Raw genomic sequence first — 22,448 nt, forward strand, 5'->3', positions numbered from 1 at the left:
CGGATAGGAGGTGAATTCGGTGGAATTTTGGAAAAGAAAAAAAGCCGCCGGTTCCGAAGAACCGGAGCAAATGCGGGAACAAGCGCCGCCGCCGGCCGTTCCTACCCAGACGGAGCGGATTATCGCAAAAGTGCCGCTCGCCTCCCGCAAAGACAATCTGCGCAAAGTGTTCGGCGCAAGCAGCCATAAGTACGCGCTGAAAGAACCGCTTTCTCCCGAGACGGTCGAAGCGTTCGAACGCAAGCACGGCATCTCGCTGCCGCAGGAATTGACGGATTTCTTGACCTTGGTCGGCAATGGGGGCGCGGGACCTCATTACGGCATTTACCCGCTCGAGGAGATGGAGGAAGAATCGGCCCGGCTGGCGGAGCCGTGCCTGCTGCGGCCGGATTTCACTTTGGACGAATGGCGGCAGTTGGACGCCCGGTGCGAAGAACAGGCGGAGGAAGAAGACGATCAGGCTTACGCTGCGGCCGGAGAACGGATGTTTCAAGGGACGCTGTGCATCGGGACGCAGGGCTGCACGTACGATACGGTGCTGGTGCTGAACGGACCGTACCGCGGCAGAATCGCGTATATCGACCGAGATTATCAGCAGCCTTTTTTCACGTACGAAGAGAACTTCCTGAATTGGTACGAACGCTGGCTCGACGAGCTGCTCGCGGGCTATAACGTCGACAGTTTCGGCAAGCTGCGTCACGGCGGCGAAGAAGAGCTGTTCGCTCTGTTCGACGAAACGGACGACGAAGATACGCGGTTCGAAGCGATCCGGGGGCTGTTCAAACTGCCCTCGCTGCAGCCGGATACGATAGCGCGGCTTCGGATCATTTTTCGGGAAGCGGAGCCTTTTTCTCCTCTTGCCCATATGACGATGAGACATTTGGCGAGTGTCGATTTTCCTTACGTGGAAGCGGACACGCTGTATTATATTCGCCGCGGCCCCGAGTCGGCGGACCGCCAGGCGGCCGCGCGGCTGATTTCGACCTACATGCCGGCCGAGAGGCTGCGAAAATGGCTGCCGAGCTTGATTCGGCTGCTGCACGGAGAAAACGATAGCGACGCCTTTTTTTCCTTGCTGATGCTGTTGGAAGAGGCGGAGGCGCTGGATTTCGACGTGCTTCGGCCGCTGTTTGCCCACCCGGAAGCCGGGATTCGGAGCAAGGTATTCTATGCTGCGGGGAAACTTCCGGATAAGGCGCGGCATGTGGACGTTTTGCGGGAAGGGCTGCTCGACCCGGACACTAAGGTGAGATTGTATGCCGTGCAGGCGCTTAGAGACGTAGCGGACCCCGAACTGCTGCCGCTGTACGGAAAGCTGCTGCAGGAACATGCGGAGCGCAGCGATCATATCGTCGGCAACGTGATGGGACGGCTGCAGGAATTCGGAGACGAAGCCCTGCCGCTGCTGCGCGAAACGGCGCTGAGTCACCCTAATCCCTATGTAAAGGAAGAAGCTCGGCAGATCCTGGAGCGGCGGGGAGCGATCCGGAACGATTGAGGGGATCGAAAATGCCCTCGGACAAAAGGAAGGACGGCGAACGATGAACTATCAGTTTTTAATTACGCTGTCGATCAGCGAACTTATCTTCTACCCGGATGAATTCGAAGAATACCACGAAGCGCAGGCGGCGGTCCGTCAATTGGCCGAAGAACTGGGGATCGATTTTCCGATGACGGAAATTTACGATCGATATTTGAAGATGCGGGTAAACACGGGGGACGTCCTGCTGTTTCGGGCGGGAAGCGGAAAAAATTTGATCGTGATCGACACGTACCGGGAGCCTTACGATCAGCTTAATGTGGTGCGGTTCGGCGCGCAGATTGCGGGCACGGACGAACGTCTGCCGAGCGTACGCCGGCTGTTCCGGGAACTGCACGACGGGTGCGAAGTGCAGATCCGCTACGAGGAAGGACAGGGCATTTTGCATAACATGATCAATCCCGCCAATTATCCGCTGGACATTCGGATGGACCCTTACCGCTACGAGCAGCAGTTAAAGGTGTTCGGCGGCTGAACGCAGCGGAAAGAAACATTCGGATCAAGAAGGTAAGTGAAAAAGAAAGCGAGAGTGAACGTATGGAATGGTCGATCAGGGAAGCGAGGGCGGAAGATCTGCCCGATCTGAAAAAGCTGTGTTGGGAACTGGATACGGATGCGGTATTTTATCAGCCGAAGCGGTTTGTGCTGGCCGAGCGGCCGGACGAATTTTTGCTGTCGATCATCGAAGGCAGCGATTCCGGCATTCTCGCGGCGGAGGGAGAAGAGGGAGTTGTCGGTTTTTCGCTTTTGCAGGAAAAAGCGACGCCTCCGATCAGCTGCCTGCTCGAGAAAAGGTATGTCTATGTCCTCGAACTGATTGTTTCGGAGAAGCATAGAAGCGAAGGGATCGGAGCTCTGCTTCTGGAAGCTTCGAAACAATGGGGAAGGCAGCGGGGACTGGATTTTCTGCGGTTGTCGGTATTCGAAGAGAATGTCCGGGGAATCGCCTTCTATGAAAAAAACGGACTTGCCGCCGCTATGAAGACGATGGAATGCGAGCTGTAACCTAGATGGACGAAACGATAATCAAATTTTCGGAACATGTGTTCTTATATACACGGTAATTCCTTACATATTTCCAATTTATTCGACCGCTGCTATACTGGAAAGGCCGGACCGCTCGGCAGCGCTGCATAATAAAACGGAAGAGGGAAGGGGCATGGACATGGGATTGGAATTCGAAAAGTTGGAACTGGAACGGAAGGACATTTCGGGCTCTACTTTTACGGAAGTCAATGCGGAGGGGTTGAGCTTCGCGAACGTCAATCTGTCGAAGACGAAGATCGACAACGCGAACCTGAGCGAGGGAACCTTCAATGACATCAATGCCGGCGGGTTAAAGCTCAGCAATGCGAATTTGTCGAACGCTTCAATTCGGCATGCGAATATGAGCGGAATGAAGATCGACCATGTTCACCTGTTCGGAACCGAATTCAGCGGCATTGTGCTCCCGCAGGAGGGCGACGGGAATTACGAGCCGAACGGCCAATATCCGCCCATCGTATTCGACGGCTGCGATCTTCGTCATATGGAAATCCGGAACTGCAATATCGCCGGGTTAAAGATTGACGGCATTTTGATCGAAGACCTGCTGAAGAGTAAGTAATGCTGCAAAAGCGATAACCAGGGGGCTGATCATCGGTGAAAAGTCCGATTGCAAACAGAGTAGACACGATTTTTGTGCATGTCACAGATTTGAAACGGGCCGTCGAGTGGTACGGCAGGCTTCTTGGCGCAGAAGTGAAGGGAGAAGTGCAGAGTCCCATTTACACGTTTGACATGGGGGCGGGGCGGCCGGGTCTGACCCTGGATGATCATCGCTTCGACGACATATACGAACTCAAGCCGACGAATCATCCGATTTTTAACTTGAGCACTTCGGATATCGAGGCGGCCTACGGGCATGTCATGTCGATCGGCGCGGAGATCGCAAGCGCAATTCGGCATTTTCCAGATTTGTCGGAGTTCTCGTTCCGGGACCCGGACGGAAATGTCATCGCGATCTGTACCTGCTTCAGTTAAAAGGCTCGGCACAGCATAAGGGAGAGATCGGGAATGCCCGAAATCAAATTGGGTCGTACCTTTCAGGTGAGACTGGTATCGGACCTGGCAAAGTCTCAGGCGTATTACCGGGATATATTGGGCTACAAAGTGGACGGCTGGGGACACGCGGAACGGGACGATATGGTTTTTATTTTGCAGCAGGCCGTTAACGGCACGGACGCCGTTCCCAACGCGGCTGCCCGGAAGCGTACGGATTATCCGACCGAGTGGGAAGGACCACCTCACGGCTGGGACTCTTTTACCCATGTGAGCTGGGACGACTTGGACATGTTCGTGGAGGAAGTGCGGGGAAGAGGCGGGATAATCGCGGTCGAACCGTATACCGATTCGCATGGGAAGTGGGAATTCAAGAACGCTATTATTCAAGACCCGGACGGATATCGCCTGGTTCTGGGGGCAATGCGCGAAAGCCGGCAGTGAAGGCATATAGGGCATCCAGCATTCACCGCCGGTCTTCGGCGGTTTTTTTGGCTTCGAAGGGAGCGGAGCAGCAGGGGAAACGTTACTCGATCAGCCCTTTCGTCGCCTGGTACATCTGCTCCGCGTACTTGTCCACGTCGTCTCGCGACATCCGCAGACGGGCTTCCGAAGTGCCGTACCCGATTTCCGCGCGTCCTTCTTCAAGCCCTTTGAAGATGCTGTCCGCGAAAGCGTCCAGCGGCTCTCCCTGCGTATGCAGGCCCGCGCCGCCCAGATCCGTGTTCACGGCCGGAGGCGCGATCTCGATGATCTCGACCGGCGTCCCGGACAGCTGCAGCCGCAGGCTCATCGTGAAAGAGTGCAGAGCCGCTTTCGTCGCGGAGTAGATCGGGGCGATCGCGAACGGGGTGAAGGCCAGGCCCGACGTGACGTTCAGGATCGCCGCATAGTCTTTTTCCGCAAAATAAGAAGCGAACAGCATCGAGAGGTGGATCGGCGCGTCTACATTGATCGTGATCTCGCGTCCGTACTCTCGCCAATCGGTTCGCGCGTCCGTCTTCAACAGATTGAACCGCTGCTGGATGCCCGCGTTGTTCACCAGCACGTTCACGTCCGGGTGATTCGCCGTTACCCATTCGAACAGCGCGACCCGCTCCCGTTCGTCACCGACGTCGCAGACTCGCGTCACCAGTCCGGGCAGACGTTCCTGCGCGCCTCGCAGCACGTCTTCCCTCCGGCCGCAGACGATGACCGTATTGCCCGACTTTAGGAATCGTTCCGCGAAAGCCAGTCCGATCCCCGAGCCTCCGCCCGTGATCAATATCGTGTTTCCCGTCATTTTCATGATTGGACCTCTTTTCTTGGAGTGGAATTTCGCAAGCGTTCTTCGCAGCCGCCGATCTTGATCTTGGTGAAGCCACCGAATATGAACGTGTTCTGTCGACATGATCATCATAGAACTTGAACCGGGGTTGAAGTCAAGCCCCGGTTCGGCGGAGACGTCGTGGGGCGTTCGAAAAAGGATTTTGCCCGGCTCGAAGCGAAAGAATGAGCATAAAAAGGAGGCATGCACGATGGACACGATCCGAAAAATGTTCAACCATCTCGATTGGGCGAACCGGGCGATTCTGGGCGCTTTGCAAAGCGGGGAGGCGGACGGCAGGGCGCTGCGCCTGTTTGCCCATACGCTTCATGCCGAACGGGTCTGGCTGACCCGTCTTCGGGGACAAGACAGCTCGGGGCTGCCGATCTGGTCGGACCGGGACCTTGCGTTCTGCGCGGAACTTATGGAACGGAACGCGGAAGAATTCGAAGCTTTTTTGGCCGACGACATCGCCGCCGACCCGCAGCGCGTCGTCGCCTATTCCGACAGCAAAGGCAATCCGTTCGAGACGTCGGCAGGGGATATCCTGACGCACATAGTGCTTCACGGACAGTATCATCGGGGACAAATCAACAGCTGCCTTCGGGAAAGCGGACTTGAGCCGGTAGGCGTGGATTATATTTTATTTGTTCGATAGAAAGCATTCGTAAAACGGAAAACGGAGTGAAGACATGAGAATCGAAGCCAAACCGTTCGAGGTCAAAGGACTGCGTTATACCGTTCGTTCCGCCGCAGCCGGCGATGCGGGGAGCTTGTCCGCGCTGAGGCTGCGGATCGACGGGGAATCGGAAAACATGGACCGGGAGCCGGGCGAGGATTTCCTCGATGCGGCCGGGTTCGCAGCGGTGATCGAAGCCGACACGAATCATCCCCGCAGTCTGTTTCTCGTGGCCGAGAGCGAAGAGGGCCTTATCGGATATTCGAGATGCGCGGGCAGCGACCTCAAGCGTTTCGTACATAAAGCGGAACTCGGCCTGGGCGTACGGAAAGACTATTGGGGGTTCGCGGTGGGCCGGCATCTGATGACCGAGAGCATCGACTGGGCCGACGCGAACGGAATCCGCAAAATCGTGCTGTACGGCGTGCTCGAAACCAACGCAAGAGGGATCGAACTGTACAAGAAGCTCGGCTTCGAGATCGAAGGCTTGATGAAGAAGGACCGGGTACTGTCGGACGGCAAATTCCATAATACGTATATGATGGCCCGATTCAACGGGAGTTAACGGATTCTGTCCGGCGGGACCCGACAGGTCCTCCGATTGCTTCATCCGCCGATCCCCTGCTATACTTGACCTATCTTATTCGCACTGGGGGTTATACCGTGGCAATGTGGATCGCACCGGATTGCTCGTTTATCACAAAGGCCTTACGCGAAGCCTGAACAGGGGCGGACTTTGTGTAGGGCGAGGCGAGCGGAAGTTTGGATCGTCCCCGCGTATCACCTGAACGTTTCACTCCGCAGGCTTTGCACCTTATCGTTTGACCATCAAAAATAAGGGGCTGAAAGCTATGCAAAATCAAACACCGTTTATTCATAACCATCAACTGAACGTCATCAAAAAACAGGCTAATTTCCTTCTGAAAACGCTGCGCAGCGTCGCCGACCGCAAAGTGCTGGACACGGTGCGCGATACGGCCGTCGCCAATGCGATGGACGTCTTCGACGAACTGACCGCGGAGCAAAAAGCGCTGCTGGAGCAGATGGCGAAGCAGGAAGCGGCGCATGAGCTGCAGGAATATCTGGACTCGCTCGAACCGTATCTCTTACCGTTCCCGGAAGTGACGGCGAAGCAGGCCCAGAAGCTGTTTCCCAAAACGAAAAAGCTTAAACTCCCGGATCTCGAACGTTTGGATTACGCGCATATGACGTATTTGAGATGGGTGGACAACGCCACGAACCGTCTGTATATCGTCTATCGCCGCGACGGGGAGTTTCTTGGCGTCGAAGGCCGAATCACGCCGACCAACAAGAAGGGATTCTGCATGTTCTGCAACCGGCACCAGGAGCTGGGATTTTTCAACGTGAAGCTCAAAGGCAGCACGCCGGACAATATGGCCTCTTTGGGACAGTACGTATGCATGGATGACGAAGCTTGCAATCATAGCATTACCGACCCGGCCGCGCTGGAGAAGTTCCTGCTGTCGACGGGGAAGTGAATCGGACGATCAAGATGGGAAGGCCGCTCTTCGGAGCGGTCTTTTTGTGTGTAAAAATTGAAAGGGCAAGCTTGGCCCGATCGACGACGAAGACCCCGCTTACGGATGTAAGCGGGGTCTTCGCATGGACAAATCGTCCGGTGTGGATTCGGTTGTTTCTTAAGCGTCTACCTTGAAGCGCTGAACGATCTGCTGCAGCTTGCCGGCCATGTCCGACAGCTCGTGCGAGGAGCGCGAGATCTCCTGAATCGACGCCAACTGCTGTTCGACGGCGGCGGAAGTCGTCTGCGCGCCTCCGGCGGACTGGTCGGAGAGGCGGGACATATCCTGAACGGAAGCCGAAGCTTCTTCGGTTCCGGCCGTAATCTGTTCGGCGACCGCGGAAATGTCCTGGATCTGCTCGCTGATGATGCCCGCGGACTTCTGAATGTCCACGAAGACCGATGCCGCTTCGCCGCTCAGACGGAGTCCTTCGGTGACCTGGCTGCGGACGTTGCCGTTCATCGTCTCGTTGGAACGCAGAATCAGGTCGTTCATTTTCTCGATCGTTTCCCGGATGCCGTCCGCCGTGCGTTTGGATTGTTCAGCCAGCTTGCCGACTTCGCCCGCGACGACGGCGAAGCCCCGTCCGTGTTCGCCGGCGCGCGAAGCTTCGATGGAAGCGTTCAGCGACAGCAGATTGGTCTGGCTGGCGATTTCGGCAATCGCTTCGTTCATGGTCTTGGCTTCGCCGGACAGCAGGGCGAGGCTGTCGACGATCTCCGTCGATTCGGCTACGGCTTCCAGGATACGGTTCATCTGGCCGCTGACGCTGCCGATGCTCTCGCTGCCCTGCTCGACATGCTTCGCTGTCAGCTCGGCGGAACCGACGATGGTACTGGCCGACTCGGCAATGGACAGGACGCCCTTGGCCATTTCCTCGACCGCGCTTGCCGCCTGCTGGGAAGCTTCGGCGCCTACATGGGCGGTCTCCGCCGTTTCATTCACGATCTCCGAGACATGCTCCAGAGACTGGGCCATCTGCTCCGTGCTTTCCTTGATCGTGTTCGACGAGAAGTTCAGCGTGGAGGAAGCGTCGTTCAGCTCCGTAACCATGGAGCGCAGCGCGGCCGTCATATCGTTGAAGCCGCCCGCCAGCACGGCGAATTCGTTTTTGCCTTTCAATTCGAGCGTCTTGGACAGGTCGCCGTTTCGGATATCCTCCATTCCCTGCTGCAGCTTTTTCATCGGCCGCGAGAAGGCAAGGACGACGAAGAAGATAAGAATGCCCAGCAGCAAGACGGCAATCCCGATAACCCACAGCATCGTGTTCAGGATCGGCTTGACGGCGGCGGAATAGTCGGAGACGGACAGCGTTGCCGTAATGGTCCAACCCGTGGCCGGGTCCTGAACGCTGTAACCGTCCATCGTGAGGCCGATCGCGCTCATGGCAAATTTGGTAATGTCGTTATATTTTTCGTCCTGGGGAACGAACGAGTCGATCGGTTTGCCGGTCGCCGCATATGGGGCACCGGTCGGCAGGATGCCTTGTTCGAACAGGGCGCCCGAACCGGTCACGACTTTTTGCTGGGCATCCGTTACGAACAGGGCGCCTGTATCGCCGACTTTGGCCGCGCGGACCGACTCCGTCAGCTTGTCGATATTCAGGCTGAAGTTCAGCACGCCGCGCCCGCCGTCCAGCGTGCGGGAAATGTTGAAGACCAGAGGACCGGCCAAGGACGGCTCGCTCGTTTCCGCGATTGCCGGCTGTCCGGGAGCCGCTTTTGCTTTTATGTACCAGCTTGCTTCCAAAGGTTTAAAATCGGGCGCCTCCGCGTTGGGAGAAACGATGTAGCCTCCGTTCTCGTCGGCCAGCACCACCTCGCGCAGTTCCGGGTGGGCGGCCGTATAGGCATCCAGCTTGCGCTGAATGTCCGCATCGTTCATTCCGGCCGAACCCAGATCGGCCGCCAGCACGTTCAGGTTGCTGATCGAGCTGCTTGTCTGAAGCGAGATGACGCTGCGCACCAGCGCGACGTTGGACAAAATGCCGTTGGTAATTTTGTGGTCGACCTCGGTCTTGGCGCTCTCGTAAGAGAAAAAGCCGATCATGACGCTCGGGACAAGCAGAACGATCAGAAACGAGGCGATCAGCAGGGTCCGGATTTGAGTGAGAGATCGCAGGCTTGCTGTCCGCAAGTGCCGCAGCCGTTCTTTGAACGTCAACGGGTTCTTTTCCCGAAGGGGGTATGTCTTCTTTTTCTTTATCACATTAATCTCCTCCAAAAGATAATAATTCTTATATATATAAATATTTCTTCGGATATAGGAACGAATATTTTTAGGTTTAATTTTCTGAGCAGGTATGGATAAGGGCTTCCGGAGAAGGGATTAAAAGCTTTAAAGTCTTGTCCGATAATGAGTAAAGAGAGAAAAACCTAATATTTTTACATAAGAAATAAGCAGAAAGAGTGTGGAGAAATGAAGTATGAACTTATCGCCTTTGACCGAGACCTGCCGGTTAAGTTGATCATGCATCCGGTAGAGGGACATCGTTTCATTCCGAGACACTGGCACGAAAGCGTGGAAATCTCCTACACCCTGTCGGGCTCGATCGAGGAGATTTACGTGGACGGTTCGATCTATAAGACCGGACCGGGAGATATTGTGCTTATCAATCCCAACGAAGTGCATTCGTTCTTGGCAAACGACAGCGAAGAGAACGAGGCGCTTACCGTTATCGTCGATTACGCTTTTCTGAAGGAACACTGTCCCGAGATCGAAGGGATCTCTTTCCGGTGCGTTTCGGGCGGCGAAGACGGACCCGAAACGCTGGAGAAGTACGCCCGGCTGCGTGAAAAGCTGGATGCCTTTGTCGCTGTGTGCCGGGAATCCGAAGAAGACCCTTATGTCCCGCTCCGCATTCATGCCCTGTCTTACGAACTGGTCTATCTGCTGCTCAAAGACTTTGCGGTTCCGAAGCGGCACAGCGGAGGCCTGCAGTCGCAGAAACATCTGGGCACGCTGACCGACATCACAAAATTCATCGAGAGCAACTACGGCGAGGCGCTGTCCGTCGACGGGCTGTCGCGGCAGTTCGGATTCACTTCCGCTTATTTGTGCCGGTTTTTCCGCAAGCATATCGGCATGACGATCATGCAGTACATCAACACGGTACGGCTGGAAAAAGCGTATCGCGACCTGATCGATACCGACCGTCCGATCGTGCGGATCGCGTGCGAGAACGGATTCCCCAACGTGAAATCGTTCAACCGTGTATTCAAAGAAGTCTATGCGCTGCCGCCAGATCAGTATCGTAAGACCAAACGTCCCGGTTCGCAAGCCCTGGTCAGCGGAAATGCCGAATTGGCCAAAAATCGCCTCGGTTTAGGTTAAAAACATGCCCTTTTCCGGCCTAAGGGAATTGTTACAATAACAAGGGGCCTCCTCAAAAAGACGGAAAGATTCCGCTGAGAGAAGGCCGAGTTAGATACATATTCCTAGGAGGGAAGAACCTTGTACAAAAAAATGCTGGTTTCTTTGTGTGCCGTTCTCGCTTTTACCGCGGCAGGAGCCGTGACCGGTTCGAATGAAGGCGTGCAGACCGCTTCTGCGGCATCCGTTCAAAGCGGAGGTTCCGCTTACGATGCCATTAACGAAAAAGCGGGCAGCTCTCTGGTGGTGGCGGGAGACATTCCGTTCGAGTACCCGGGTTCGGCCGGAGTAACGCTGCGCGGATCCGTCCGCCTGCCGGATGCTTACAAAGCGGGACAAACCTATCCGGTCGCGATTTTGTCGCACGGCGTTCTGGGCGACCGCAATCAGCAGGGAATGTTCACTCAGCTGACCGATGCCCTGCAGAAAAAAGGCTTCGTGACCGTGCGCTTCGACTTCAACGGCTACGGCGAGAGCGGCGGGACGCTGCTGAACAACTCGATCAAGTCGGAAAAAGAAGATCTGGACGCGATCATCAATTATGTCAAAACGCTGAACTACGTCGACCAAAGCCGCATTAACCTGGTCGGTTACAGCATGGGCGGAGCGGCGACAAGCCTGGCGGCCGGCGAACGCGCGGGCGAGATCCGCAGCGTGGCCCTCTGGTCGGCAGCGGCGATTCTGGTCGACGATGCGGAACGCGGCAGCCTGCTCGGCGCGCAGGTCGACGTCAACAATATTCCTAACGAGATTCCGATCTTCGGCGGCGCGTACACCTTCGGCAAGAAGTGGTTCGAAGACGCCATCGGTCTCGATATTTACGGCATTTCCAAAGCTTACGAAGGCGACGTGCTGATCGTCCACGGCACCAAAGACGTCGTCGTTCCGATGAGCTATTCGGAGAAATACAAAGAAGTATACGGCAAAGGCGCCAAGCTCGTGCGGATCAAAGGCGGCGAGCACGTATACAGCGGCGAACCTCTCGATACGGCCGTCAAACGTACCGTCAACTTCCTGTACAAGGAAAACAAGCGCAAGAAATAAGACAGCGTCTTCCGATCGGAAAGTAAACGTTAATCTTTTAGAAAAAGACCGTTATTCTTGGCGGTCAACATGTTTTGAAAGCCTAACGTAGCTAGAAGCGAGACGTCGGAGAGAAACATTCAGTGGAAGAGCGATAGCGTTCGCCTTTGAAATTGAGAAAATTCCGCTAAAATTCAATCCACTTCTCAATTTCAACACGCGACTGAAACGAATTTTTCTCGGAGGCGGCTCGCTTCCCGCGTCTACGTGACTTTCACGACAATTTGACCGCTCTTCGAAGCGGTCTTTTTTTTGCGTTTAAAGGCGACATCGGGCCGGCTCGGCGCGTTCATCATAAGAGAAGCTTCGGCGTCGGCCGCCTTTTTGCGGGTATGTGATAAGAAAGGGAAACGCTGCACGCCGAAAATATCGGAAAGAAAGGACGGATTTCATGAAAAAAGGATCCAAGCGCATGACTGCGGGAGCCGTCATCGCAGGAGGGCTCATTCTGCTGGCCGGACTGTTCAGCTGGCTGCATCAGCCCGGCGACTTCCATGCGCTGTCGGCCGACGATGTCGCGGCTTCGAAAATGTCCAAAGCCGTGTATCATAAGGAATCGCTGGGAGGATCGGACGCCGTTCGCATCGAATTCGTCGATGTCGACTTGACGAAAGAACAGAGCGACGAGCTGTTAAGCCGGATCGGCAAGCAGAAGTTTTCCGTCCGATCGCATATGGAAAACATACCGGGTTCCGTAAGGGCCGCCGTAATGTTCGAACTGCCCTTCAATCGGGAGCTGCGCATTCAATACAACGGAGATCAAGTGTACCTCACCCGGACCAATGCCTGGGGAAGAGTCGACCGCACGGCGATCGAACAAGACGATCTGCGCCGCTTTTTCGACGAACAGCTGGCCGGAGCTTTTTATGGCGGAAATGATCCGGAAGGAACGTGACGAATGAACGACAACTATTTCGAATTCGGACGCAGGTCGGCGTTGGAGATCGTCCGCACTTTGTTTTATGCAGGCACGCTGCCGATTTTGTATTTCGCTTATCAATTCGGCAAAGGTTTCGCTCTGAAGCACCCGATCCAAAGCATGGTCCGTCAGTCGGACAATTTCTATACCGGAGTGGAGCGGCCCGGCTGGATACTAGGCTTTATCATGGGCGCTGCCGCTCTGATCGTGATGGCGATCTTATGGAAAGCGATCTGCGAAATGCTGCTGATCGCGCTGCGATACTTCGAGCGGGGAACGCGCGGCGGGAAAGAGCGGGAGCCGCGAATGCAGAAGAAGATACGGCGCAGACACGTCCGAAAATAAAGAATCGCCTGGAGGACGCATATGACGAACGAAATGCTAGAAAACATATTGAGGCGGTACGATCTCGATCGGCCCGTACCGACCTTTTTAAGGCATAACGAGAACCGGACTTACCGCGTGCAGGACCGATCGGGAAACAAGTATCTGCTGCGCGTCCACGATCCTTTCGTGCCGGGAATGGCGGGACTGCAGCATCGTTTCGACGGCATCGTCGCGGAATTGGACATGCTCGAGCACTGGGGGCGCTGGAACGAACGGGAGGTCCAGGTCCCGGTGCGGAACCGGGAAGGCGGGCTGGTCACGACATTCGAAGAGAACGGACGGAAGATTCACGCTTCGCTGCTCACCTGGCTTGAGGGCCGCGACCTGGTCAAAAACGACCTGCCGTACGAGGACACGATCCGTAAGCTTGGCGAGCAGCTTGCGAATCTGCACGCTTTTTTCGGCCGGTACGAACCTGTCGGTCTCGAAGCCCGTCCGCATCAGGGCAGGGCGTATAACGACAAGATGGCCGGCGTCATCCGTTCGGGCGCGGAAAAAGGTTTGTTTGCGGCGGGAGACGCGGATACGATAGAAGAGACGCTGCGCCTGGTCAACGACAGGCTGACGGGCACAGGCAGCGAAGGCCCCGGCCTGATTCACGGCGACATCGGTCTGGCCAATACGATCCTGACGGAGAGCGGAGAGGTCCGTTTTATCGATTTCGGCTTCTACGGCCGGGGGTATGCGCTGACCGATACGGCGATGGGCGTCATGATGCTGCCGGCGGATTGGCGGAGGCGGTTCCTCGAAGTCTATTCGGGAGGAAAAAGCTGGACGGAAGCCGATCTGCGCAAAATTGACGGATTCATGCTGGTGGCGATCATCGGCTATTACGTATTCCAGTTCGGCAACGCGAAGATGCACGACTGGATGCGGGAGCGGATGCCCATGCTGTGCAGGGAATACTGCCTTCCGTTCTTGGCGGGAGAACCGATGCTGGAGCGGATCGGATTTTGAGGAGGAGCCATGATCGATAAGACGTCGTTGTCCGCCGTCCGCGAAAAGATCGGCCGCGGCGGATATCCGCTGCCTTTTATCGCCGACTTCGAAATCCGGGAGCTGCATCATCCCCGGTGGGAAGCTTCGGCGTATTTCGTCGGGTTGAACAGAAGAGGATTGTCGGAACAAGATGCGCTGCTGCTCCTGCTGGAAAGGCTGGAGTACGCGGAGCGGGAATGGGAATGGAGCGAGGAGAAAGCCCGGGAAGCGAGATCGGCCGTGCTGCCCCGGCTGCTCTATTACGTCACGGAAAACGGAGACTTCGCGCCGTACGGCCGGACCGATATCGAAGAGCGGATCGCGGGGCTTAAGCTGGACGAGCTCGAACTGACGCGGGAGATCGGGGAAGGCGAGCGGGTGCTGGCGATCTACGATGATTGGAACTTGCTGCAAATCTTCGGCCGGAACGAAGAGCGGGACTATGTCTTTTTATGGGAAACGCTGGCTTAAAGCCGCAGAGCCGCCGACCGTGCGCGGCCTACGGGTCAAATTCGAACGAAAAGGAGGGACGGGCATGAAAAATCTTTTGCTCTGGGCGACCGGAGCGGCGCTCGCCGCCGCGGCTGTCCGCTATCGGGCTTGGCCGAAGCAGGACGGAGCGGGCGGCGTGGACGTTCCGGACGCGTACGTGATTTCGCGGCGGAATCGGATCGATTTTCAAAACGGCAAGGCGTGCGCCGCGTTCTCCAGTGCTTACGTGCTGCGGCATTTGGGCGTGGAAGCGGACGGGGATTCGCTCTACCGGAAATTCCCCCGCAAACTGCTGGACGGCACGGTCGATCCCAAAGGAATCCTCGTCCTTTTTCGCCAATCCGGCTACAACGCCCGCTTCTGCCAGGGAGATGTCGACACGCTCAAAAAGCAGATCAGCCGGGGGACGCCGGTCATTTTGTTCCTCAAGGTCTCTTCGGATAAGCGTCATCTGCATTTCGTTCCGGCAGTCGGCTATGATCGCGAACATATCTATCTGGCCGAGTCGCTGAAGCACAAATCGAACTGCGACGGATCCGGTTATAACCGCAAGCTTCCGGTCGCCGAATTGGACTCGATCTGGCGGACCAACTTTTTTTACAAGCGGTCGTATATCGTGATCGAACCTTAGCGGCGCGGGACTCGGCTGTTTTCGCTCAAAAAGGAGGAGACGGAATGACGTTGGAGCGTTATCTGCACGAACATTTTCCCGGGTTGACGCTGCGTCCGCCTCTTTTTTACCTATACGAATGGATTCTGGACTACGACCGGGCGCGGATCGACGGGATCTTCGGAAGTTCCGGGTCGGCCGCGGACGTCGATTGAAGGAAAGCTCGCCGGCACGGTTTTTTTTCGGGTTTGCGCCGGGATTGCGAAAAACGATTTCGCATCAAGTGATTCGGTAAGCGGCATTTAAGCGTAATTTTGATCATAGCCAGCAATTAAAGCGAAGCGTTTCGGGAAACGTCGGAGTTCCCGGAGCGCTTTTTCCGAAAGGGAGGGTATGATGAAAAAATCTTCGTTGTCGTTTGCGCTCAGAATCATTTCGCTGCTGCTGGGCATCGTCGGCATTCTGATCATTATCCGAAGTACCGAACTGGGGCTGTCGCAGGCGGATTCGATCACCGAAGGGCAGGACGAATACGGTTCCGGCACGCGGTTCTGGCTGATTCAGCAGAGCGGCATCGCCGCTTATCGCACGCTCGGCGCCATATTGGCGGGAGTCGGACTGTTTCATGCGCTGCGTCCGCTCAGCCGGCTGGAAATGCAGAAAATCAGCATGGCTTCGGAACAGGAAGGAGGCGATTTCGCGCTCCGTTCTTCCCGGGCGGCGAGCGAATTCGCGCACGGCGCAGGTCAGGCGTCGCACGGTTCGCGAACCGATTCCGCTTCGCGGCTGATCAAGGTCCGGCCGCAGAAGCTGTACTGGGCGTTCGTCGATCCCGATCTGCTGGTGCGCTGGCTTCCGCCGGAAGGGATGCGCGGCCGGCTCGAACGGTTCGAGCCTCAGGCGGGCGGCGCTTACCGGATGGTGCTGACCTATACGGGAGCCTCGGACTCGTTCGAAGGGAAATCGTCGCCGGATACCGACATCGTCGAAGGCCGTTTCGTGGAACTGGTGCCCGGCGAGAAGATCGTGCAGGCGGTCGCGTTCGATTCGCCCGACCCTGCCTTTGCTGGAGAGATGCTGATGACCTGGAAGCTGGAGGCCGACGGGGAAGGAACCAAGGTCACGGTCGTCTGCGAACATGTGCCGGGAGGCATCGGAAAAAGGGAGCATGAACAGGCGCTGGCTTCGACTCTTCAGAATCTGGAGCGGATCGTCAGCTAGAATTTAATAATAAAGAAAAAGATACGGCGGGCTATCGCTTGAACGATTGAGCCGGGCGACAGCCGCGCGGGGAGAAGAGGAGCTTGTGACAAACAATCAGAAATGGTGGATTTGGCGAATCGCCGCAGCGGTCGCAGCCGGGATCGGACTCGTTCTGCTGCTGAACAGCGTAGAGATGGGGCTGGAACAGGCGGTCAAGAAAATGACCGTAAGATGGGAAAAAGGAGACATCTTGTCGCAGGTCGATATGGCCGTTTACGAGGCGGGGCATGTTCTGGTGTACACGGCGATCGGGGGAATTCTGCTGGGCGTCGGTCTGAACCGGGCCCTTAAGCCTGCGGGACGGGAAGCGGCGCGTCCGGAACGCGAAACCGATCAAGAGCCGACCGTGCGACGCCAGGATTGAGAGAACCTTTTCCAAAAAAATCATCTGGCTTTATGACATGCGAATCACGCATCCTGACATATGGGCTCGGCCCGTTCTTTTCCTATAATGGGGATATGGGGTTCCGGGAAAGGGACTTGCATAGTGACAGGAAGATGGGGTCGGTATCCGCCGCCGGCCCGCAAGCCGCTCGGAACCAGTCCGAAACCAGCCCGAAACGGAGGATTTCTTTTGCCTATTTTTTATGATTCCGCAGCCCGAACGTTCCACCTGCAGTCGGCCTCGTCCAGCTACATCATCCAGCTCGTGCAGTCCGCCCATCCCGCGCATGTGTATTGGGGACCGAAGCTGGCGCAGGAATCGTTCGACAAGCATCTGCACTCGATCGAGCGCGCGTCGTTCAGCCCCAACCTGAGCCCGGAAGCGATGCACGTGTCGCTCGACACGCTGCCGCAGGAATATCCGGCGTACGGCAGCGGCGACTTCCGCGAGCCCGCGTTCGAAGCCCGGTACAAGGACGGTTCGACGGTCAGCCGCCTGGCGTACGAACGCCATGAAATCGTGCCCGGCAAGCCGAAGCTGGAAGGACTGCCGGCCACTTACGTCGAGCACGACGCCGAAGCGGACACGCTGCAACTGTATCTGCGCGACGAGCTGACCGGACTGCGCGCCGTGCTGAGCTATACCGTGTTCCATGAACTGGACGCCATCGCCCGCTCCGTGCGTTTCGCCAACGAGGGGCAGGATTCGATCGCGCTGGGACGCGCGCTCAGCGTGAGCGTCGACTTCAACCACAGCGAATTCGAACTGCTCCAACTGTCGGGATCGTGGATTCGCGAACGGCATATTCACAAACGCGAGCTGGTGCCGGGCATTCACCGGATCGACAGCAAGCGCGGCGCGAGCAGCCACAGCCAGAATCCGTTTATCGCCCTGCTGGAGAAAAACGCGGGCGAAGACCACGGCGAAGTGTACGGTTTCAGTCTGGTATACAGCGGCAGCTTCCTCGGACAGGCGGAAGTGGAGCCGTTCGGAACCACGCGCGTGCAGCTCGGCCTGCAGCCGTTCGACTTCGAATGGAAGCTGGAAGCGGGCGAGACGTTCCAGACGCCGGAAGCGGTCATGGTCCGCTCGTCGGAAGGGCTCGGCGGCATGTCGCGCACGTACCACAAGCTGTACCGCACCCGCCTGATCCGCGGACAGTTCCGCGACAAGGCCCGGCCGGTGCTCGTCAATAACTGGGAAGCGACGTACTTCGACTTCAACGCGGCCAAGATCAAGGAGATCGCCGCGGCCGGCCAGGAACTCGGCATCGAACTGTTCGTGCTCGACGACGGCTGGTTCGGCAAACGCGACGACGACAAGTCTTCTCTCGGCGACTGGGTCGAGGACAAACGCAAGCTGCCGGAAGGGCTGGCGAAGCTGGTCCGCGAAATCACCGAAACGGGCATGCAGTTCGGCCTCTGGTTCGAGCCGGAAATGGTATCGCCGGACAGCGACCTGTACCGCGAGCATCCGGATTGGTGCCTGCACGTGCCGAACCGCAGCCGCACGCAGGCCCGTCAGCAGCTGATCCTCGATCTGTCGCGTCCGGACGTGTGCGATTACATCGTCGACTCCGTCTCGAACGTGCTGGAGTCCGCGCCGATCACGTACGTCAAATGGGACATGAACCGCAATATGACGGAGATCGGGTCGGAACTGCTGGCGCCGGAGCGTCAGCGCGAGACGGCCCACCGCTACATGCTCGGCCTGTACGGCGTGCTGGAACGCATCGTATCGCGCTTTCCGCATATTCTGTTCGAGAGCTGCTCGGGCGGCGGCGGACGCTTCGATCCCGGCATGCTGCATTATATGCCGCAGACGTGGACGAGCGACGACAGCGACGCGGTGGAGCGGCTCAAGATCCAGTACGGCACCAGCATCGTCTACCCGGCGAGCAGCATGGGCGCGCACGTATCGGCCGTGCCGAACCACCAGGTCGGCCGCGTGACGCCGCTCGAAATGCGCGGACATGTCGCGATGAGCGGCAACTTCGGCTACGAACTCGATCTGACCAAGTTCACGGAAGAGGAGAAAACGGAAGTGAAAGCGCAGGTGCGGCAGTACAAAGACCTGCGCGACCTGATCCAGTTCGGCGACTTCTACCGGATCAAGAGTCCGTTCGAAGGCAACGATACGGCCTGGACTTACGTGTCCGCAGACCGTTCCGAAGCGTTCGCCGCCTACTTCCGCGTGCTCGGCGAGCCTTACGCGCCGCTGCGCCGCCTGAAGCTGAAAGGCCTCGATCCGCGCAAACGCTACACCGTCGAAGGCCGCCTGGGCACGGGCGAGAGCGGCGCGGTCTACGGAGGCGACGAGCTGATGTATATGGGATTGTCGCTGCCTATGCTGAACGGGGACTTCCAGAGCGTGCTGTACGTGATCAAGGAAGCGTAAGCGCGGCAGGTGAAAGCGCTAAGCTTGTACACTTAAGAAGACCGGAAAAGGAAAAGGAAAAAGGAAAGCCCGGCCTCCGTGGGGAGCGTCGGGTTTTCCGCGTTTTGACGAGAGCGGGCGGGCCCGATCGGCTCAGTTCCGGCCGACTTCCGCGAAGCAGCGCAAAATAGATGCAAGAGAACACTTATTTCGGCTTTTACAGTCGTTTTCGAGAAAATAAGTGCATAAAACAGCTAATTTCTTATTTCTGCTTATATTTCAGCCCTTTATCGCGAAATAGCTGCTTTTCTGCATTTATTTCTCGTTTAATCGGATAATTATGCCGAATAGCTGCTCTCCCGCACTTATTTTCCGCAAACAAACTCGGACTCTCTTTTTAACGCGATCATCCTTATTTTTGAATAAATGCTATAGTGAAAACAACGGGTAAGTCGGCGATTAAACGGAAACAGTAAGGAGCGTGAATGATTATGGCATGGAATATCGACATCTTGTGCATTCGGGATCAAGGGGACGCCGCGTCGTTGCTGCCGGACGTTTTCCGCAGGACCGAAAAAGAGCTGCATTTCGAGGAAGCGAGTTCCGTCATGATGGAATCGGCGCTCGCCGTGGGCAGCTTCGGCGAATGGACGATCGTGATCGATACGCAAGGGCGATGGACGCACGGGGACATGCCGTTCCTGTCCGATTTGTCCAAACGGCGCAAAATCAAAACGTTTTGGATCGCCGAAGCGTTTATCTATCGGGACTACCGGTACGGAATAATCCGAAAAGGCGGCGCGGAGCGGCAGATCGCCGATATCGAAGAGGGCCGCCGCTATTTGCGAAGCCGGGGCGTCGAACCGTGGGACGAGTGGGGAGAATCGATAGCGTTTCAACTGCTGGAAGAAGAGGTGTTCGGAAAAAGGCCCGAACCGTTCGATACGACGCTGCGGCGGATAAAGTACGACAAATACGAGCCGGATTGAAACCGAGACATAAGGGGGAGGGAGCTGCGATGAACGGCATAGTCGAGTTTAAGCTCCGTCTTCCCTTTTACGACTTGATCGCCGAGCCCGAAGCAGAGAATGCGCCCGCGTATTTGGAGCAGTTGGCGGAACGGCTTCGTCTTCGGATCGACCTGAGTATGCTGGAAGACGAGTACGGCTCCTGCGGCAGCGGGCCCGAACAGGCGGGATGCGGCGATCTGCTGCTGTTCCGGCGAACGGGCGATCCCGATTGTTTCGTGCTGATCGACCTGTTCCGGGACTTCACGGATCAGCACGGGATGGTCGAACTGGGCATTCGGTGCGGACGGGAGCTGAGACAGCCGATCGTCGAACTGCTGGCGGCGCTGCGCAGTCAGGCCGAGCCGGTCGGAGAGATTCGGGAAAGCGAAGGCGGCGGGCCGCGGCAGGAAATCGGGAAAAAGGACTTTTCGCAGGAAATCCGGTACGGCGATCGGGTGTATGAGCGGCGCGTGCGGATTTACGAGCAGTAAGGAGCGGGAGGGAAAATGAACATTTATCTGGTGAGGCACGGGATGGACGAAGAAGGTTACCGCGGAGGCTGGAGCCGGCGGGGACTCGCGGAGGAAGGCGTCGCCCAGTCGAGGAGATTGGGAGATCATTTGCGCGATCATTCGGAAACGTACGGCATTCGCACGCTGCTGGCAAGCGACCTTCCGAGAGCGGCGGAAACGGCGCGGGAAATCGGACAAAAAACCGGGCTGGGCTGCGTTTATTCGGAAGAGTGGCGGGAGATGAACAACGGCGAGCTGGCCGGCATGCCGAATCCCGAAGCGGAAAACAAATACCCGGGTCTTTATTTCAATACGCTCGGGATGGATACTCCTTATCCGGGAGGGGAGTCGCCCGCGCATTTTCAAGCCAGAATCTGCCGGGCTTTCGGGAAGCTGTGCGCGGGAATCGAGAGCGGCGGGACGGAAGCGAACGTGCTGCTCGTCACGCACGGCGGCGTCATCAATGTGTTGTATTATCATTTGAACGGGCGGGAATGGACGAACCGGGCCGCTTTTTACCCCATCGCCCAGACCGGCATGCATACCGTAGCGAAAACGGACGAAGGTTGGAAGATGATCTCGGAAAACGCGCTGCCGCACGGATAACGAAGCAGGGAGGCGAGGCATGAATATTCGGTGGAAAGAAGAAGCGGCGCCCGATCCCCGGTTCTACGACGGCATTTCGCTGGGCGAATACCGGCTGCTGTCGCAGCGGTGGGAGGAGCTTCTGGAACTGACGCTGCGACAGCTTGAGGGCTACGTCAACGACGACGAGCTTTGTTTCGGCGAAGAAGGGATGTTCCCCGTTCGCGCGCGATTGTCCGGCCGGGCTTACGTCGGAGCCGTGTCCTACAGCCGAAACGCGGGTCCCGTCGGCTTCGGGATCGCGATCGAGGCACGGCTTACGGAAGGCGCCGGGGACGGCGAGCAGGATTATTTGGGACTGGAAGTGTCCTGGTTCGCGCGCGATGCGGACGCGGAGTTCGAGTGCTGGGGCATCGACAGTTCTTCGATCTGAACATAAGGCGCAAAGCCGAAAAAACGAGTCTTTCGTATAAAGGAGGAATGCGAAATCGCCAGATGGATCATTGTCGGGCTGCATCCGATCTTGTTCTGCTGCTCGATGTTCGTGACGCCGATCGCATCCTGGCCTCTGATCATCGGGGTCTCGATCGCGTTCTGCCTGCTGTGGAGAAAGGTCAAGGACGTGCTGATCTCCACCGCTTTGCTGATGGCCGCCGTATTTCCGCTCGCGCTCTGGTTCGTCTCTTTTTCCAATCCGGTATCGGCGATGAACCTGAGAGCCTGGATGATCGTCCTGTATATCGGATACGCGTTCTTGTTCATGATGCCGCAGCTCGGATTGACGGCGGTGTTCCGGTCTTTGCGGGAGGAAAAAAAGAATGCGCGCGGCGCGTGAAGATTCGGTCCGGAAGGACGAAAGTTACGAGGGATCATAGAGTTATCGAAAAGGAGAGATGGAATGCCCGAGCATCAATTCATCGCGGGGTTAAATCCTGACGCGGAGTCCTTCAGTTGGGAGAAAGGTTGCGTATGGACCGACGGTTCGAAGGTCGTTCCGCAGGCGGTAATCGACGACGATCTTTTCAGTTACATGTACGATACGTTCAGATGGGTACGGGCGCAGTTTCCGAACGGGCAATGGTGGAACGGACTCGATTCCTACGGATACTCGCTCATTAAAGATCGGGGGGACATCCGCCGGCTGGGCGAAATCGCGAAAGCTTGGAAAAGGCTGCTCGAACTGGCTCCCCCTTCCGTCAAACTCACCGGAAATTACGGCTGGGACGGCGCGGATTTGCAAAACGGCCGCTACGAAGAGCTCTGGTTCGAACAGCGGGAAATCGTCCTTCAGCTGGACAATTTGGTCAAGGTAACCGAAAAAGCGCTGAAAGACGGCGTTTACGTGATTCACTTCGGCATTTGACCAAAAC

General features: G+C 56.9%; 28 protein-coding genes. 26 read left to right on the forward strand and 2 right to left on the reverse strand.

The features are described from left to right. The first annotated feature begins 19 nt into the window (after positions 1-19). The 6 genes from GYN08_RS16670 to GYN08_RS16695 all read left to right on the forward strand — a co-directional run bounded on the left by GYN08_RS16670 (position 20) and on the right by GYN08_RS16695 (position 4,024). The gene (locus GYN08_RS16670) at positions 20-1,498 is read left to right on the forward strand and encodes a HEAT repeat domain-containing protein (protein ID WP_166276369.1); all 1,479 of its coding nucleotides are present in this window, start codon (positions 20-22) and stop codon (positions 1,496-1,498) included. Between the two features lie 43 nt (positions 1,499-1,541). Then, the gene (locus tag GYN08_RS16675; RefSeq protein WP_166276372.1) at positions 1,542-2,015 is read left to right on the forward strand and encodes a hypothetical protein; all 474 of its coding nucleotides are present in this window, start codon (positions 1,542-1,544) and stop codon (positions 2,013-2,015) included. 62 nt (positions 2,016-2,077) lie between these two features. Further along, entirely contained in the window at positions 2,078-2,545 is a 468-nt protein-coding gene (locus GYN08_RS16680) for a GNAT family N-acetyltransferase (protein ID WP_166276375.1), read from the forward strand. A 154-nt stretch (positions 2,546-2,699) separates the two neighbouring features. Beyond that, positions 2,700-3,146, forward strand: coding sequence for a pentapeptide repeat-containing protein (locus tag GYN08_RS16685; RefSeq protein ID WP_235946353.1), 447 nt, complete (start codon positions 2,700-2,702; stop codon positions 3,144-3,146). A gap of 35 nt (positions 3,147-3,181) precedes the next feature. After that, the gene (locus tag GYN08_RS16690; protein WP_166276378.1) at positions 3,182-3,562 is read left to right on the forward strand and encodes a VOC family protein; all 381 of its coding nucleotides are present in this window, start codon (positions 3,182-3,184) and stop codon (positions 3,560-3,562) included. Positions 3,563-3,595: 33 nt separating this feature from the next. Continuing rightward, positions 3,596-4,024: a VOC family protein gene (locus GYN08_RS16695; RefSeq protein ID WP_166276381.1), complete on the forward strand. Its 429-nt coding sequence runs from the start codon at positions 3,596-3,598 to the stop codon at positions 4,022-4,024. A gap of 82 nt (positions 4,025-4,106) precedes the next feature. On the opposite strand, the gene GYN08_RS16700 is transcribed toward GYN08_RS16695, so the two are convergent. Then, on the reverse strand, positions 4,107-4,868 hold the full coding sequence (locus GYN08_RS16700; RefSeq protein WP_166276384.1) for an SDR family oxidoreductase: 762 nt from the start codon (positions 4,866-4,868) through the stop codon (positions 4,107-4,109). 229 nt (positions 4,869-5,097) lie between these two features. Here GYN08_RS16700 and GYN08_RS16705 point away from each other — a divergent pair, with 229 nt between their 5' ends. The 3 genes from GYN08_RS16705 (at position 5,098) to GYN08_RS16715 (ending at position 7,064) form a co-directional block, all read left to right on the forward strand. Next, the gene (locus tag GYN08_RS16705) at positions 5,098-5,544 is read left to right on the forward strand and encodes a DinB family protein (RefSeq protein ID WP_166276387.1); all 447 of its coding nucleotides are present in this window, start codon (positions 5,098-5,100) and stop codon (positions 5,542-5,544) included. Positions 5,545-5,578: 34 nt separating this feature from the next. Further along, on the forward strand, positions 5,579-6,130 hold the full coding sequence (locus tag GYN08_RS16710) for a GNAT family N-acetyltransferase (RefSeq protein WP_166276390.1): 552 nt from the start codon (positions 5,579-5,581) through the stop codon (positions 6,128-6,130). Positions 6,131-6,416: 286 nt separating this feature from the next. Further along, positions 6,417-7,064 (forward strand): FusB/FusC family EF-G-binding protein, encoded by a 648-nt coding sequence (locus tag GYN08_RS16715; protein ID WP_166276393.1) that lies wholly within the window; start codon positions 6,417-6,419, stop codon positions 7,062-7,064. Positions 7,065-7,223: 159 nt separating this feature from the next. Here GYN08_RS16715 and GYN08_RS16720 read toward each other — a convergent pair whose 3' ends face one another. Then, positions 7,224-9,269 (reverse strand): methyl-accepting chemotaxis protein, encoded by a 2,046-nt coding sequence (locus GYN08_RS16720; RefSeq protein ID WP_166276396.1) that lies wholly within the window; start codon positions 9,267-9,269, stop codon positions 7,224-7,226. 255 nt (positions 9,270-9,524) lie between these two features. Between GYN08_RS16720 and GYN08_RS16725 the strand changes: the two genes are divergently transcribed. From GYN08_RS16725 to GYN08_RS16805, 17 genes are all read left to right on the forward strand, one after another. After that, on the forward strand, positions 9,525-10,439 hold the full coding sequence (locus GYN08_RS16725) for an AraC family transcriptional regulator (protein ID WP_166276399.1): 915 nt from the start codon (positions 9,525-9,527) through the stop codon (positions 10,437-10,439). A 120-nt stretch (positions 10,440-10,559) separates the two neighbouring features. Beyond that, entirely contained in the window at positions 10,560-11,522 is a 963-nt protein-coding gene (locus tag GYN08_RS16730) for an alpha/beta hydrolase family protein (RefSeq protein WP_166276402.1), read from the forward strand. Between the two features lie 430 nt (positions 11,523-11,952). Continuing rightward, entirely contained in the window at positions 11,953-12,456 is a 504-nt protein-coding gene (locus tag GYN08_RS16735; RefSeq protein WP_166276407.1) for a hypothetical protein, read from the forward strand. A gap of 3 nt (positions 12,457-12,459) precedes the next feature. Further along, a complete protein-coding gene (locus GYN08_RS16740; protein ID WP_166276410.1) occupies positions 12,460-12,825 on the forward strand; it encodes a hypothetical protein in 366 nt (121 codons plus the stop codon). Between the two features lie 21 nt (positions 12,826-12,846). Continuing rightward, on the forward strand, positions 12,847-13,824 hold the full coding sequence (locus GYN08_RS16745) for a phosphotransferase enzyme family protein (protein WP_166276413.1): 978 nt from the start codon (positions 12,847-12,849) through the stop codon (positions 13,822-13,824). A 9-nt stretch (positions 13,825-13,833) separates the two neighbouring features. Beyond that, positions 13,834-14,316, forward strand: coding sequence for a hypothetical protein (locus GYN08_RS16750; RefSeq protein ID WP_166276416.1), 483 nt, complete (start codon positions 13,834-13,836; stop codon positions 14,314-14,316). Between the two features lie 64 nt (positions 14,317-14,380). After that, entirely contained in the window at positions 14,381-14,968 is a 588-nt protein-coding gene (locus GYN08_RS16755) for a cysteine peptidase family C39 domain-containing protein (protein WP_166276419.1), read from the forward strand. 44 nt (positions 14,969-15,012) lie between these two features. After that, positions 15,013-15,162 carry a hypothetical protein gene (locus GYN08_RS16760; RefSeq protein ID WP_166276422.1) on the forward strand — a complete coding sequence of 50 codons (150 nt, stop codon included), beginning with the start codon at positions 15,013-15,015 and terminating at the stop codon, positions 15,160-15,162. 181 nt (positions 15,163-15,343) lie between these two features. After that, positions 15,344-16,168 carry an SRPBCC domain-containing protein gene (locus GYN08_RS16765; RefSeq protein WP_235946354.1) on the forward strand — a complete coding sequence of 275 codons (825 nt, stop codon included), beginning with the start codon at positions 15,344-15,346 and terminating at the stop codon, positions 16,166-16,168. Between the two features lie 85 nt (positions 16,169-16,253). Then, complete coding sequence (locus GYN08_RS16770; RefSeq protein ID WP_166276425.1) at positions 16,254-16,574, forward strand: hypothetical protein; 321 nt, start codon at positions 16,254-16,256, stop codon at positions 16,572-16,574. A gap of 210 nt (positions 16,575-16,784) precedes the next feature. Next, complete coding sequence (locus GYN08_RS16775) at positions 16,785-18,992, forward strand: alpha-galactosidase (protein ID WP_166276428.1); 2,208 nt, start codon at positions 16,785-16,787, stop codon at positions 18,990-18,992. Positions 18,993-19,462: 470 nt separating this feature from the next. Then, positions 19,463-19,960 (forward strand): hypothetical protein, encoded by a 498-nt coding sequence (locus tag GYN08_RS16780; RefSeq protein ID WP_166276431.1) that lies wholly within the window; start codon positions 19,463-19,465, stop codon positions 19,958-19,960. Between the two features lie 29 nt (positions 19,961-19,989). Next, entirely contained in the window at positions 19,990-20,472 is a 483-nt protein-coding gene (locus GYN08_RS16785; RefSeq protein WP_166276434.1) for a hypothetical protein, read from the forward strand. Positions 20,473-20,487: 15 nt separating this feature from the next. Continuing rightward, positions 20,488-21,099 (forward strand): histidine phosphatase family protein, encoded by a 612-nt coding sequence (locus GYN08_RS16790; RefSeq protein ID WP_166276437.1) that lies wholly within the window; start codon positions 20,488-20,490, stop codon positions 21,097-21,099. A gap of 19 nt (positions 21,100-21,118) precedes the next feature. Continuing rightward, complete coding sequence (locus tag GYN08_RS16795; RefSeq protein ID WP_166276440.1) at positions 21,119-21,511, forward strand: hypothetical protein; 393 nt, start codon at positions 21,119-21,121, stop codon at positions 21,509-21,511. Between the two features lie 90 nt (positions 21,512-21,601). Next, positions 21,602-21,913 (forward strand): hypothetical protein, encoded by a 312-nt coding sequence (locus GYN08_RS16800; protein WP_166276443.1) that lies wholly within the window; start codon positions 21,602-21,604, stop codon positions 21,911-21,913. Between the two features lie 63 nt (positions 21,914-21,976). Then, entirely contained in the window at positions 21,977-22,441 is a 465-nt protein-coding gene (locus GYN08_RS16805; RefSeq protein WP_166276446.1) for a hypothetical protein, read from the forward strand. Positions 22,442-22,448 lie beyond the last annotated feature (7 nt).

This window comes from Saccharibacillus alkalitolerans, assembly GCF_011090185.1.
GTDB lineage: Bacteria > Bacillota > Bacilli > Paenibacillales > Paenibacillaceae > Saccharibacillus > Saccharibacillus alkalitolerans.

Coding starts and splice junctions, on each gene's coding strand:
- GYN08_RS16675 (WP_166276372.1), top strand. CDS start 1,542: ATGAACTATCAGTTTTTAATTACGCTGTCGATCAGCGAACTTATCTTC.
- GYN08_RS16680 (WP_166276375.1), top strand. CDS start 2,078: ATGGAATGGTCGATCAGGGAAGCGAGGGCGGAAGATCTGCCCGATCTG.
- GYN08_RS16685 (WP_235946353.1), top strand. CDS start 2,700: ATGGACATGGGATTGGAATTCGAAAAGTTGGAACTGGAACGGAAGGAC.
- GYN08_RS16695 (WP_166276381.1), top strand. CDS start 3,596: ATGCCCGAAATCAAATTGGGTCGTACCTTTCAGGTGAGACTGGTATCG.
- GYN08_RS16700 (WP_166276384.1), bottom strand. CDS start 4,868: ATGAAAATGACGGGAAACACGATATTGATCACGGGCGGAGGCTCGGGG.
- GYN08_RS16705 (WP_166276387.1), top strand. CDS start 5,098: ATGGACACGATCCGAAAAATGTTCAACCATCTCGATTGGGCGAACCGG.
- GYN08_RS16710 (WP_166276390.1), top strand. CDS start 5,579: ATGAGAATCGAAGCCAAACCGTTCGAGGTCAAAGGACTGCGTTATACC.
- GYN08_RS16715 (WP_166276393.1), top strand. CDS start 6,417: ATGCAAAATCAAACACCGTTTATTCATAACCATCAACTGAACGTCATC.
- GYN08_RS16725 (WP_166276399.1), top strand. CDS start 9,525: ATGAAGTATGAACTTATCGCCTTTGACCGAGACCTGCCGGTTAAGTTG.
- GYN08_RS16735 (WP_166276407.1), top strand. CDS start 11,953: ATGAAAAAAGGATCCAAGCGCATGACTGCGGGAGCCGTCATCGCAGGA.
- GYN08_RS16740 (WP_166276410.1), top strand. CDS start 12,460: ATGAACGACAACTATTTCGAATTCGGACGCAGGTCGGCGTTGGAGATC.
- GYN08_RS16745 (WP_166276413.1), top strand. CDS start 12,847: ATGACGAACGAAATGCTAGAAAACATATTGAGGCGGTACGATCTCGAT.
- GYN08_RS16750 (WP_166276416.1), top strand. CDS start 13,834: ATGATCGATAAGACGTCGTTGTCCGCCGTCCGCGAAAAGATCGGCCGC.
- GYN08_RS16755 (WP_166276419.1), top strand. CDS start 14,381: ATGAAAAATCTTTTGCTCTGGGCGACCGGAGCGGCGCTCGCCGCCGCG.
- GYN08_RS16760 (WP_166276422.1), top strand. CDS start 15,013: ATGACGTTGGAGCGTTATCTGCACGAACATTTTCCCGGGTTGACGCTG.
- GYN08_RS16765 (WP_235946354.1), top strand. CDS start 15,344: ATGAAAAAATCTTCGTTGTCGTTTGCGCTCAGAATCATTTCGCTGCTG.
- GYN08_RS16780 (WP_166276431.1), top strand. CDS start 19,463: ATGGCATGGAATATCGACATCTTGTGCATTCGGGATCAAGGGGACGCC.
- GYN08_RS16785 (WP_166276434.1), top strand. CDS start 19,990: ATGAACGGCATAGTCGAGTTTAAGCTCCGTCTTCCCTTTTACGACTTG.
- GYN08_RS16790 (WP_166276437.1), top strand. CDS start 20,488: ATGAACATTTATCTGGTGAGGCACGGGATGGACGAAGAAGGTTACCGC.
- GYN08_RS16795 (WP_166276440.1), top strand. CDS start 21,119: ATGAATATTCGGTGGAAAGAAGAAGCGGCGCCCGATCCCCGGTTCTAC.
- GYN08_RS16805 (WP_166276446.1), top strand. CDS start 21,977: ATGCCCGAGCATCAATTCATCGCGGGGTTAAATCCTGACGCGGAGTCC.